This is a genomic window from Sphingomonas sp. UBA978 (genome assembly GCF_002292295.1).
In the GTDB taxonomy this organism is placed as follows: Bacteria; Pseudomonadota; Alphaproteobacteria; order Sphingomonadales; family Sphingomonadaceae; genus Sphingomonas.
Window position 1 is genome coordinate 310,444 of the sequence record NZ_DBBS01000018.1, and the last position, 11,944, is coordinate 322,387.

An 11,944-nucleotide genomic window follows, 5' to 3' on the forward strand; every position below is an offset into this window, starting at 1 on the left:
GAGACGGCCGCGGCAGCGCCTGCCACAGCTGGCCACGCAGCGCCTCCCGACAGCGCGCGCAGTCCGGCTGGCGGCGCAGCGTGTCGGCCGCGCCCGCCAGCGCGAGCGGATCGGGCACGCGCGCGCCGCCGCGCAGCCAGCGCGACAGCGCGTCGAGCGCCGCCTCCGGTCGCGATCCGTCGAGCGCGCGCCAGATCGCCGCGGGGGTCGCATCGACCGGATCGGCGGCGGCGGACGGCAGGGCCCGCGTGCCCAGCGCGCCGCGATCGCCGGTCAGCCGCCGCGCCATGTCGACCGCGGGCAGGTCACTGCCGGTGCGCGCGAGGAAGATGCGCGTCGCCTGCTGGACCTGCTTGATGAAACGCAGCGCCTTATAGGCGAAGGGCAAGGCCTTGCGCGGTTCGCCCTGGCGCAGCGCGACCTCGGATTGCCACATATTGTCGAGCGCCTGACGCAGCGTCGCGCGGGTGCCGGGATCGAGCAACGTCGCCGCCTCCGCCTCGTCGTGGGTGTGGCCATAGTCCGCGGTCACGTCCGTCGCCGTGCCGAAGGCGGGCGAGGCGTGACCGGGGGCGTCATGGTCGTGGTCGTGCGGGTCGGCGTCGGGCTTCGCGCCGTCCTCCTCGTCGTTGGTCGGCATCGCATTGGTGGCGCCGCCGCCGACCTCCTCGCCCATGAACTGGCCATAGCGCATGCGGAGCAGTCGCTGGTCGGCGCCGATCGCGTCGGCGCGCGACAGGAAGCGATCGGCGGGGGGGCGCGGCCGTTCGGCGAGCAGTGCCTCGGCATCGATGATGATCTGGCGCTGGCTGCGGAAATAGGCGGGCATGACCTGGCGGGTCATCGCCTCCAGCCCGCCGCCCTGCGCCGCGGCGGCCGGCGGGCGGCGGAGGATGACGCTGGGGCCGCGCACCGTCTGCGGCGCCGGGGCGCGGGTGTCGGCGACGATCAGTTGTGCGACGATATCGCCGGCCTCGGTGAAGCCCAGCGCGGTGAAATCGAGACGCGCGGCGAAGCGGCGCGCGCGTCGGTCGCCGCTGCCGGCGAGGGTGAGCAATCGTTCGGAAAAGCGGACATTCTCCCCCTCCCCCTGTGCGACGACGATGCGCAGGCGGGCGGTGGCGCCGACGCCGTAATCGTCGGTGGCGACGAAGGCGACGGCGGCGCTGCGCTGGCCCGGTGCCAGCATGGTCAGCGGCGTGCGCGGCGTATCGAGCCGCACCTGCGGCGGGCGATCGGGGATCGTGTCGATGCGGTGGAGCGGCGGCACGCCGGCCCGTTCGGCGCCGACCGGTGTGACACGATACAGGAGCGGCGTATCGGCGCGGTGATCGGCACGCCAGTCGCTGCCGTCGTGGCGCAGCGGGATCGCCGCGCGTCCCACCGCCGCCAGCGTCGCGGCCCGCGGATCGGGCGCGAAGCGGAGCGTCCAGCGCAATTGCGACCCCGCCGGCACGCGCGCGTCGAGCGTCGCCGACATCCGCGGCGGCAGGCCGGTATAAGCGGGCGGCACCACCGCCAGCGCCTGCGCGACGAGCCGCGGCACGCCGGGGGCCGCCGCCAGCCCTTCCTGCGCAGGGGCGAGCGTCGCATCCGGACGTTGCGGCCATGCCAGCACCAGCGCGGCGGCGATCAGCGCGACGGCGGCGATGGCGCCGATCGCCCGGCGGTCCTGCGCGGGGACGGGCGGCGGCGCCGCTTCGACGCGGGCGGCGATGCGGGTGCGCTGGATGCGCTGCAACGGCGACAGCGCGGCGGGATCGGCGAACAGCAGGTCGCTGCTGTCCTCGAGGTCGCGGCGCGCGGCGTCGAGCGCGGCGATCAGCCAGCGGCGATCGAACCGGCCGCTGCGCCGCTGCGCGATGCCGGCGGCGATGGCGAGCGTCAGGGTGAAGAGCGCGAGTCCCGCGACGATGCCGCCGCTCCGCCAGCCGATCGCCGCGACGAGCAGCGCGAGCGGCACGCCGACCGCTGCGGTGTCGCGCCACGCGTGCAACCGCGCCGGGCGCGTCCAGCGCGCGGTCAGCGCCTCGCCGCTCATGGCGCGGGCGCCCGTGCCGGACGGGTGGCGAGCCACCGCTCGACGCCGAACAGCGCGGCGACCGCGACGGCGAGCCACGGCCAGAGCGGGCGGACCGGCGGCAAGGGGGCGGGCGCGCCGGTCTGCGGCGCATAGGCGGCGGCGGGGACGCGCGCCGGATCGGGCGTGGGCGCGAAGAGCGCGGCGAGGCGGCGGGGGAAATCGGGTTCGAGCAGCGCCGGCATCGTCGCTGGCGTCAGCGCGCGGGTGAAGCGGAGGAGACGGCCGCGACCGAGCGGCTGCGCCTCGACCAGCGGGGCACCGGCGGCGTCGCGCCAGACGACCGTCGTCGCGGCGGCCGGGACGATGGCGTCGCGACCGACGAGGATCGTGTGACCGGCCAAGGCCTGGTCGCCGACCATCCGTGGCAGGGCACCGGACCCCAGCCAGATCAGCGACCGCCCCCCGACTGCATCCGTCACCCCGCCGATATCGGTGCTGCCGAGCGCGCGGACGGCGGCGGCGATGTAGCGCGATCCGGGGATAGCGGGATCGTAGCGGAGCGCGATCTGTACCGCGGGCGCCGCGCGCGGCGGTGCCCTGCCCTCGCCGGCGATCCGCCACGTCACCGCGCGCGACAGCCGCGGCCGTTCCGCATCGGCGCCGTCGAGGAGGCGCGGGACGACGATCGTCAGCGGCGCGTTCGCCGGCAGGTCGGCATCGAGCTGGCGGATCAGGCTGGCGATCGGCTGGCGGCCCGTGGGCGCGCGCGTGTCGATCGCGGGAAAGCCGGGCGCGAGCCAGATGCGGCGGGCGGTGCCGGCATCCGGCACGCTGGCGCCGGGCGCGACCGCGATCACCGGTGTGGCCTCCTCGCGACCCGTCAGCACCGGTTGCGCGAGGACCAGCGCGATTCCGGCGAGCAGCAGCAGCCGCACCGCCAGCAGCAGCCATTCGTCGAAGCGCGGGCGATGCCGTGGCCGCGGCTTCTGGCGCAACCAGCGCAGCGCGGCGAAGTCGGTCGGCGTCTGTTCGGTCCGACGCGCGAGGTGGAGGACGAGCGGCAACAACAGGCTCGCCAGCGCGGCGAGGCCGAGGGGGAAGAGCAGGTTCACCGCGGCGTGCGTCCGAACAGCGCCTGCAACGGCGTGTCGAGCGGCTGGTCGAGGGCGAGCGTCGCGTAACGGATACCGGCGGCGGACAGTGCGGCGGCGAGATCGGCCTGCGCTGCGCCGAAGCGGCTGAGATAATCGGCGCGCAACGCGGCGGCGTCGCCGAGTAGCTCCTCGCCCGTCTCGGGATCGCGGAAGCGATAGCCGCCGTCGAGGTCGAAATCGCGTTCGGCGACGGTCAGGATCTGGATCGCGAGCACCTCGCGCCCTGCCGCCGCGAGCCTGCGCGCGAGCGCGAGGCAGGCGGGGTCGAACCAGTCGGACAGGATCGCGACCAGGTCGCGGCCGCCGATCCGGTCCCACAAGGGTGCGAGCGCGGCGTCTGCGGGGAAACCGCCGGCTGCGTCGAGCGCGTGGAGCGCCAGATGGAGCCGGTCGCGCTGGCGCGCGCCGCCGGCGGCGGGGACGAGGGCGAGGCCGGTGTCGCGCAGCGTCGCCAGCGCGAACCGGTCGCCCTGCGCCAGCGCCAGCTCGGCGAGCGCGGCGGCGAGGCCCCGGGCGGCATCGAAGCGGCGATGGGGCGACGCATCCGCCTGATTCATCGAGGCACTGGCGTCGAGCAGGATCCACAGCGCGACGGGGCTTTCCCGTTCGGCCTCGCGCACGAAGAACCTGTCCGACCGGCCGTAGAGCTTCCAGTCGATCTGGCGCGGTTCGTCGCCCGGTTCGTAGGGGCGGTATTGCGCGAATTCGAGGCCGCTGCCGCGCGACCGGCTGGCGTGGAGGCCGAGGCCGCGGTCGCCGATCGCGCGGCGGGCGACGATCGCCAGCCCCTTCAGCCGGTGGCGGACGTCGGTCGGTATCAGCTCAGGGGCCGGTATCAGCTCAGGCACCGGGTCCTCGAACCGCGGCGAGCAGGCGGTCGACGACGGCATCGGGGCTCACCCCCTCCGCTTCGGCGGCGAAGGCGAGGATCAGGCGGTGGCGCAGCACCGGCGCGGCGAGCGCGGCGACATCCTCGCGCGTCGCCGCAAGCCGGCCGTGCAGCAGCGCGCGCGCCTTGGCGGCGAGGACCAGCGACTGGCCGGCGCGCGGGCCGGCGCCCCAGCGGACGTAGCTGCGCAACGCCTCGGGCATCGTCTCGCCGGGCCGGGTGGCGCGTACCAGCCGCGTGATCCAGTCGAGCAGGTCGGCGCCGAGATGGACGTCGCGGACCAGCGCCTGGATGGCGAGCACGTCCTCGCCCGCCATCACCCGCGGCACCTGCGCGAAACCGCTGCCGGTGGTCGCGGCGAGGATGTCGCGCTCCTCCGCCTCGGACGGATAGTCGAGGCGGACGTGGAGCAGGAAGCGGTCGAGCTGCGCCTCGGGCAAGGGATAGGTGCCCGCCTGTTCGATCGGATTCTGCGTCGCGAGCACGAAGAACGGGCGGGGCAAGGTATAGGTGGTGCCGCCGTAGCTGACGGTACGCTCCTGCATCGCCTCGAGCAGCGCCGCCTGCGTCTTGGGCGGCGTGCGGTTGAGTTCGTCGGCGAGCAGCAGGTTGGTGAAGACCGGGCCCTGCTGGAAGCGGAAATGGCGCTTGCCGGTGCCGTGATCCTCCTCGAGCAATTCGGTGCCGAGAATGTCGCTCGGCATCAGGTCGGGCGTGAACTGGACGCGGTGGAAATCGAGGTGGAGCGCCTCGCCGAGCGAGCGAACCAGCAAGGTCTTGCCGAGGCCGGGAACGCCCTCCAGCAGGCAATGGCCGCCGGCGATCAGGCCGATCAGCAATTGCTCGACCACCGCCGCCTGCCCGACGATCGCCTGCCCGATCGCGGCGCGCAGATCGGTCAATTTGGCCAGGCGGGCCTCGATATCGGCTTCGGTCATGCCACGGACCCCGTCATTGCGAGGAGCGACGCGACGCGGCAATCCAGCGCCGCGTGCATGCCACTCCGGATTGCTTCGCTGCGCTCGCAATGACAGTCTGTCACGAATTGAGCGCGTACATCACGATGTTGACGGCGAATTTCGTGTTGTCCTGCGCGAGGAAGCGTTTGTTGCGCCAGTCGTAGTCCCATTCGCACCCGTAGTCCTTGTTGCTGTAGAGCAGGCCGAGCCGGCCATCGATGGTGATGCCCCGCAGATAGTCGTGGACGAGGTCGTCGCCCCAGCCGTTGAGTTCGAACCCGGTGTTGGGCGGGCCGTCGAACTTGAAGAAGCTGGTGTAGATCGGGTGTTTCGGCGGCAGCTTGGCGAGCGCCTTCGGCCCGAAGAGGCTGCGCATCTGGCGTTCGAAGCTCTGCGCGAACAGGCCGTCGATATCGTGGTTGCAGTCGTCCACCAGCACGAAGCCGCCGCTGCGGACATAACGTTCGAAATTGCGGCGTTCGGCGGCGTTGAATTCCACCAGGCGGTGGCCGGCCATGTAGCAGAAGGGCGCGGTCAGCATCTTCGGATCGGCGAGCGCGACGACGCGCTCCTTGGGGTCGATCCTCAGGTTGGTATAATCGACCAGCGAGGTCAGCAGGTTGCTCGGCATGCGCTGGTCGACGTCCCAGTCGCCGCTGTCGTAGCGCAACCGGGTGAACCAGAAGTCGTAGGCGCCCGCCGCCGTGGCGGCGCGGGGGACTAGCGTAGAGGCAAGCGCGGCGATGCTGGCGCGCAGGAATTGCTGGCGGGTCACCCTCACCCTTCCCGCTGCCTTACGGCAGCGGGCCCCTTCCCTCTCCCGGTGGGAGAGGGAGGGAGCGGCGCAGCCGCGGAAGGGTGAGGGTGAGCGACATTCACACGGCGTCCGACAGCGAGGTGAAGGTGAAGTCACGCAGCCGCATCGGCGGCAGCATCATGATCGTGTCGCCCTCGTCGCCCTTCACCCGCACCGGCTTGCCGAGCTCGTCGATGTTGTTGAGCATGATGACCGGGCTTTCGTTGAAGCGGAAGTTCTTCAACGGATATTTGATCTCGCCATTCTCGATATAGAAGGTGCCGTCGCGGGTCAGGCCGGTGAGCAGCACGGTCTGCGGATCGACCATGCGGATATACCACGTCCGGGTGACGAGGATGCCCTTCTGCGTGCCGCGGACCAGATCGGCGGTCGATTTGGTGCCGCCCTCCATGATGATGTTGCCGGGCGAGGGCGTCGCGGGCTTGCCCTGCTTCTGCGCCCAGTAGCGCGAGTAATCGAGGTTCGCGATCTTGCCGTTCTGGACGATCTGCAGCCGCGTGCGCGGCAGCCCCTCGCTGTCCCACGGCAGCGCCGGCACGTCGGGATGATTGGGATCGGCGTAGATGTTGACGCGGGGATCGAACACCTGCTCGCCGAGCTTGTTGCCGCCGCCCTTCTTCGACAGGAAGCTGCGGCCCTCGTCGGCCTCGCGTGCGCCGAAGAAGTTGAACATGAAGCCGATCAGACCCGCCGCCGCCGCGGGTTCGAGGATGACGGTATATTTGCCCGGTTCCAGCGCGCGGGCGTCGACCGATCCGGCCGCCTTGCGTGCGGCGGTGCGGATGTCAGTCGAGGGAACAAAGGTGCCGACGTCCTGCACGTTGCGGCCGACCCAGCCCGATCCGCGGCCGTCCTCGCTGCGGACGGTGCAGGTATAATCGACGCCGCTGGCGCGCTGATAGCCGAAATTCCCCTTCGAATTGGCGAAGGCGACGAAGCTCTGGCCATCCTGCAGGAAGCCCGCCGCGATCAGCTTCTGCGCCTTGCACGCCGCGATCGAATCGCCCGCCACCTTCGCGCGATATTCGGGCGTGATGTCGGCGGTGGTCTGGCTGAACGTCGGCGTCGCCCTGTACGCCTGCTTGCCGACTGCGGGCACGAATTCGGGGTTCTCGGGCGCGAGCCGGGCGAGTTCCTCGGCACGGCGGACGACACGCTCCAGCGAGGCGTCGTCGAAGGCGTTGATCGTCGCGGTGCCGACGCGCTTGCCGAACGCGACCTGCACCGCGAGGTCGGCGTTCGACACGATGCCGCTGGTCGAGATGTTGTTCAGGGCGAAACGGATGTTGCCGTCGACCGAGCCGGTCAGTTCGGCGGTGCATTCGTCCGCCTTCGACAGCGCGACGCACTTGGTCAGGATGGCGCGCGCCTGTTCTTCGGTGAAGATTGCCATGATCCTATGTCTCCTCAGCCGAGCGAACGGGCGGTGTTGATGACGTTGATGCCGTTGAAGCGCGCGGTCGAGGACCCGTGGCTCACCGTCGACACCTGCGACGGCTGGCCCTTGCCGTCGAAGAAGCTGCCACCCATCCGGTAGTCGCTGGCATCGCAGACGCCGACGCAGGCGTTCCAGAATTCCGGCGTGCGGATCTGATAGGCGACATCCTCGATCTGCTGCGTGATCTTGCCGTTCTTGATCTCGTAGAACAGCTGGCCGCCGAACTGCGCATTGTAGCGCTGCTGGTCGATCGAGAAGCTGCCGTCGCCGACGATATAGATGCCGTTCTCGACCCCGCCGATCATGTCGGCGACGCTCTGCTTCGTCTTGCCGGGTTCGAGGCTGACGTTGGGCATGCGCTGGAACTGGACGCTCGACCAGCTGTCGGCATAGCAGCAGCCGTCCGAGGCGCTCTTGCCGAGCAGCTTCGCCTGATCGCGGATCGCCTCCAGATCGACGAGCTTGCCGTCGCGGATCAGGTCCCACTTCTTGGTCTTCACGCCCTCGTCGTCATACCCGACCGCGCCGAGGCTGCCGGTTTGCAGCTTGTCGGCGACGATGTTGACGCTGGGGCTGCCGTACTGGAAACGCTCGCGGACCTTGTCGAGCGTGACGAAGCTGGTGCCAGCGTAATTCGCCTCGTACCCGAGCACGCGGTCAAGCTCGAGCGGATGGCCGACGCTCTCGTGGATGGTCAGCCAGGTGTGCGAGGGATCGAGGACGAGGTCGTATTTGCCCGGCTTGACCGAAGGCGCCTTGAGCTTCGCCTGCGCCTGCTTGGCGGCGGCGATCGCATCCTCCTTCATGTCGTAGGACAGGCCGTAGTTGACGACGCCGTTGGGCGAGGTGAACTTGTCCTTCGCATTGCCGTCGAGATATTCGAAGCCCATGCCCATCGGTGCCGACAGGCCCTCGCGGGTGCGGAACTTGCCGCTGGTCTTGTCGATCGCGGTCGCGGTCATCGGCGCCCAGATGCGATGCACGTCCTGGTCGATATACGATCCGTCGGTGCTGGCGAAATACTTCTGCTCGTTGACCAGGAACAGCATCGAATTGACGAAATTGGCGCCCGCGCCCTGTGCGGCGGCGTTGACGCCGAGCAGCAGGTCGACCTTGTCCTTGATCGGCACCGTCATCGCATTCTTGACGATCGGCGTCTTCCAGCTGACCTCGCCGACGCCCGGCGTGGGCGCGAGCTGGACCGGCGCGGTCTGCGTCTTCGCATTCGCCTTGGCGATGGCGACGGCGAGCTGCGCCGCCTTGGCGACCGCCTCCGGCGTCATCTCGTTGGTGGCGGAAAAGCCCCAGGCGCCGTCGGCGATGACGCGGACCCCGGTGCCGAGCGATTCGGTGTTGACGACGTTCTGGACGTTCGCCTCACGCGTGATGACGAACTGGCGCATGTAGCGGCCGACGCGGACGTCGCAATAGGTCGCGCCGGCCGATTTGGCGGCGTTGAGCGCGGCATCGGCGAGCCGCTTCTTGACCGCGACGTCGATGGTCGATTGCAGCTCCTCCGCCGCGATCGCGCGGCCGAGGAAGGACGGCAGGACGCCGCCTCCGAGCGCCAGGCCGGTTGCGGCCAGGAAATCGCGTCTGTGCAAGGCTGTCGTCCCCCGGATCGGCGCGCTATCGGCAAATCGGCCGTGCGCGCATGATGTTGCGAGGCGAGCGACTTGCCCGCCTCATACACCGATCATTGCGTGGACCGCGGGGCGGGTCAATCGGGGGTGGTCGATTTTTGTCCCGCGTCACCCGGCGCCGTTGCCGGGTGATGCGGGACCGGGTCTCCGGGTCAGTTGCGCAGGCTGTCCGGCACGAGGCCGCCATTCTCGGCGAGCTTCGCCATCACCGCCTTGTGCAGCGCGATATTCTGTTCGGCGCTGCCGTCGTCGCCGGCATGGACGCCGAGTTCCTGCCCCAGTTCCTTGCGCGCGGCGAGGCTGGAATCGAGGTCGAGCAGCTTGAGCAGATCGACGATCGAGCTTTGGTAATTGCCGCCGCCGTCCTTCATCGACGCCATCTCGGACAGGACCGCGCCGACATCGACGGGCTCTGCCGGCGCAGCCGCGGCGGGTGCCGGCGTCGGGGCGGTGGGTGCGGCCTGCGTGGTCTGCGGCGCCTGCTGCGGCGCGGCGGGGGTCGCGGCCGGGGCTGCCGGTTTGTGGCCGAAGATCTTGCCCATGATGTTGCCGAACATGCTCAACGTCGTTCTCCTGGATGACTCGGATGCAGCGCCAACGTCGGGCGAGGCGGAACGCTCCCGTTCCGGCGGCGGAACGGGTGGCCGTGCCGGCACGTTGAGGGCGCCGCAGCTAGGGAGACGGAAATGTTGAAGAAAACCATGATGATCCTGTCCGCATCGGCATTGGCGCTCGCCGCCTGCGGCCAGAAGACGGACACCGCCAATACCGCCGACGCAAGCATGGCGACCAACGACACCACCGCCTTCGACGCCGGCAATGCGGGCGTCGCCGACACCAATATGACCGCACCGGCGACCGGTGGGCAGGCCTTCGCCAACACCGCCGCCGCAAGCGACGCGTTCGAGATCGCGACGTCGAAGCTGGCACTCGACAACAGCAGCTCGGCCGCGGTGAAGAAATACGCCAACCAGATGATCGCCGCGCATACCACGTCGACCGACAAGCTGAAGGCGACGACCGCCGCGCTGACGCCGGCGATCACCCCGGACCCGACGCTGACCGCCACGCAGCAGGCGACGGTCGATTCTCTCAAGACCCTGAAGGGCGCGGCATTCGACGCGGCCTATATCAGCGCGCAGCAGTCCGGCCATCAGCAGACGCTCGACGCGCTGAAGGCCTATGGCGCGACCGGCGACGTACCGGCGCTCAAGACCTTCGCGACCGGGCTTACCCCGACGGTGGCGGCACATCTGAACATGGCGAAGGCGCTGAAGGCCTGATCGCCACTGCCCGATAGACAAAAAAGGGGGCGTCGGTCGAAACCGGCGCCCCCTTTCCGTTGAACGGGCGGTAGGGCTTACGCCTTCTTGCCGCGCAGCGTGTTGAGGATCGCGAGCCCGACGACACCCACGAGGGCCGCGGCGGTCCAGGGGCGATCGTTGGCGAACTTGCGTGCCTTGTCGGCGAGCGGCGCGGCGGCGGCGGCGACGGTTTCCTTGGTATCGCCGATCGTCTTCTGCACCTTGCCGCTCAGCTGGTCGGCGACGCCGGCGCTCTGCGTCTCGGTATCGCCGGTAACGTTGCCGACCGTTTCCTTGACCTTGCCGGTGAGGTCGGTCGCGGTGCCTTCGATCTGATCCTGGTTCATGCCGTTTCTCCTGTGAAATGATTGCGCGCGTCAACGCGTGGGGAGCCCACGGTTTCCGCAGGTGCGAAATGAACTAGCGCGGGTGGCGCCGTGCGAGCGCCTGACCGGCCAGATTCTTCGACCGGCCGACATGTTTGACGTGGACGCGCGCGATTCCCGCCACCGTCTCGCGATAGGCGGCGAGGTGCGGCTTGAGATGCGCGCTGCGGCATGTCCAGTGGCCGAGCGCCTGTTCGACGATCGTGCGGGCATCGCCGACGAACAACACGTCCTGCGCCCCCGCATCGCGCGCGATCTCGGCGGCGAGGCGCAGGGCGAGCCATTCCGCGGTACAATTGTCGCCCTGTCCGACGTCGTCGCGGATATGGCTCCGCCCGCCGGTGACGACGGCGATCTCCATCCGGCCCGGGTTGGGCCGCGCCCCGCCGTCGAAATAGAGCGTCATCCGGCCGGTCATGCCGCGCGCCGGTGCGGGGCGACCAGCGTCGCGATGAAATTGGCGATCTCGATGCGGCGATGCGCTTCGTCGGCGAACTGACGATCGACGCCCAGCTCCCACAGCAAGGCACGGTCGTCGGGGGCGTCGTGCAGCGCGTCGAGCAGGGCGGCGCGGCGTTCGACCCCGGCGGCGTCATGCGCGAGGCCCGCCGCGACCAGATCGTCCGCCTGCCGGCGCAGCGCCACCGCGATCTCGCCGGGGCTGAGTTCGGGATGATATTGCACGCCCCAGAAGATGCCGCCGTCGTGGCGGATCTCGGCCGCCTGAATACGGGTGACGGCGTTGCCGGCGAGCAGGGTCGCGCCGGCGGGCAAGTCCTCCACCTCGTCACCGTGGATCGCGGGGGCATCCCATGCCGACGCACGGCCGGCGAGCAACGGATGGTCGCGCCCCGCGTCGGTCGCGGTGATGCGGCGGGCGATGCCGGCCTCGATCCGTTCGGGCATCTTGCGCACCCGCCCGCCCGCCGCCACGACCGCGAGTTGCAGCCCGGCACAGGAGCCGAAGGCCGGGGTGCCGCTGGCGTAGACCGCGCGCATGAACGCGAGCTGGCGCCGCACCTCCGGCGTGTCGTCATAGACGTGGAGCGGCGAACCGGTGACGAAGACCGCATCGTAGCGCGCGATCGCGTGCGGCGGCAGCACCTCCGCCTCGGCATCGGCAGGCGCGACGCGGGTGATCGCGACGCCGGGGTTCATCTTTTCGAGCGTGGCGGCATAGCTTTCGCCGGCGCTGCGACCGGCATGATGGCGGCGGGCGGCGCGTTCGTCGGGGGTTTCGCTCTCGGCGACGAGGAAATGGTACAAGACGGATCTTTCGTTGGGGCGCAGGCTGAACGCGCCGGCGGCGATCGGGTGCATCCGGACATGCT

The 11,944-nt window shown here is 70.2% G+C and carries 12 protein-coding genes; 1 reads left to right on the forward strand and 11 read right to left on the reverse strand.

Translation table 11 applies throughout. The features are described 5' to 3' along the window. From B2515_RS11265 to B2515_RS11300, 8 genes are all read right to left on the reverse strand, one after another. A partial coding sequence (locus B2515_RS11265) for a DUF4175 domain-containing protein (RefSeq protein ID WP_293876308.1) occupies positions 1 to 2,041 on the reverse strand: 2,041 nt, incomplete at its 3' end. Then, the gene (locus B2515_RS11270) at positions 2,038 to 3,135 is read right to left on the reverse strand and encodes a BatA domain-containing protein (protein WP_293876310.1); all 1,098 of its coding nucleotides are present in this window, start codon (positions 3,133 to 3,135) and stop codon (positions 2,038 to 2,040) included. The genes B2515_RS11270 and B2515_RS11265, both read right to left, overlap by 4 nt. Continuing rightward, positions 3,132 to 4,025, reverse strand: coding sequence for a DUF58 domain-containing protein (locus tag B2515_RS11275; RefSeq protein WP_293876312.1), 894 nt, complete (start codon positions 4,023 to 4,025; stop codon positions 3,132 to 3,134). The genes B2515_RS11270 and B2515_RS11275 overlap by 4 nt, the downstream gene beginning before the upstream one ends. Beyond that, a complete protein-coding gene (locus tag B2515_RS11280; RefSeq protein ID WP_293876314.1) occupies positions 4,018 to 5,004 on the reverse strand; it encodes an AAA family ATPase in 987 nt (328 codons plus the stop codon). The genes B2515_RS11275 and B2515_RS11280 overlap by 8 nt, the downstream gene beginning before the upstream one ends. A 100-nt stretch (positions 5,005 to 5,104) precedes the next feature. Then, complete coding sequence (locus B2515_RS11285) at positions 5,105 to 5,800, reverse strand: DUF4159 domain-containing protein (RefSeq protein WP_293876316.1); 696 nt, start codon at positions 5,798 to 5,800, stop codon at positions 5,105 to 5,107. 100 nt (positions 5,801 to 5,900) lie between these two features. Continuing rightward, positions 5,901 to 7,235: a TldD/PmbA family protein gene (locus B2515_RS11290; RefSeq protein WP_293876318.1), complete on the reverse strand. Its 1,335-nt coding sequence runs from the start codon at positions 7,233 to 7,235 to the stop codon at positions 5,901 to 5,903. A 14-nt stretch (positions 7,236 to 7,249) separates the two neighbouring features. After that, positions 7,250 to 8,884 (reverse strand): TldD/PmbA family protein, encoded by a 1,635-nt coding sequence (locus tag B2515_RS11295; RefSeq protein ID WP_293876319.1) that lies wholly within the window; start codon positions 8,882 to 8,884, stop codon positions 7,250 to 7,252. Between the two features lie 191 nt (positions 8,885 to 9,075). Next, positions 9,076 to 9,486 carry a DUF3597 family protein gene (locus B2515_RS11300; RefSeq protein ID WP_293876321.1) on the reverse strand — a complete coding sequence of 137 codons (411 nt, stop codon included), beginning with the start codon at positions 9,484 to 9,486 and terminating at the stop codon, positions 9,076 to 9,078. 123 nt (positions 9,487 to 9,609) lie between these two features. Between B2515_RS11300 and B2515_RS11305 the strand changes: the two genes are divergently transcribed. Beyond that, the gene (locus B2515_RS11305; RefSeq protein ID WP_293876323.1) at positions 9,610 to 10,206 is read left to right on the forward strand and encodes a DUF4142 domain-containing protein; all 597 of its coding nucleotides are present in this window, start codon (positions 9,610 to 9,612) and stop codon (positions 10,204 to 10,206) included. Between the two features lie 77 nt (positions 10,207 to 10,283). Here B2515_RS11305 and B2515_RS11310 read toward each other — a convergent pair whose 3' ends face one another. From B2515_RS11310 to B2515_RS11320, 3 genes are all read right to left on the reverse strand, one after another. Beyond that, positions 10,284 to 10,574 carry a CsbD family protein gene (locus B2515_RS11310; protein ID WP_293876325.1) on the reverse strand — a complete coding sequence of 97 codons (291 nt, stop codon included), beginning with the start codon at positions 10,572 to 10,574 and terminating at the stop codon, positions 10,284 to 10,286. Positions 10,575 to 10,647: 73 nt separating this feature from the next. Continuing rightward, entirely contained in the window at positions 10,648 to 11,031 is a 384-nt protein-coding gene (locus B2515_RS11315) for a reverse transcriptase-like protein (protein ID WP_293876327.1), read from the reverse strand. Continuing rightward, positions 11,028 to 11,933: a type 1 glutamine amidotransferase gene (locus B2515_RS11320; RefSeq protein ID WP_293876329.1), complete on the reverse strand. Its 906-nt coding sequence runs from the start codon at positions 11,931 to 11,933 to the stop codon at positions 11,028 to 11,030. Before B2515_RS11320 ends, B2515_RS11315 begins: the two co-directional genes overlap by 4 nt. Positions 11,934 to 11,944 lie beyond the last annotated feature (11 nt).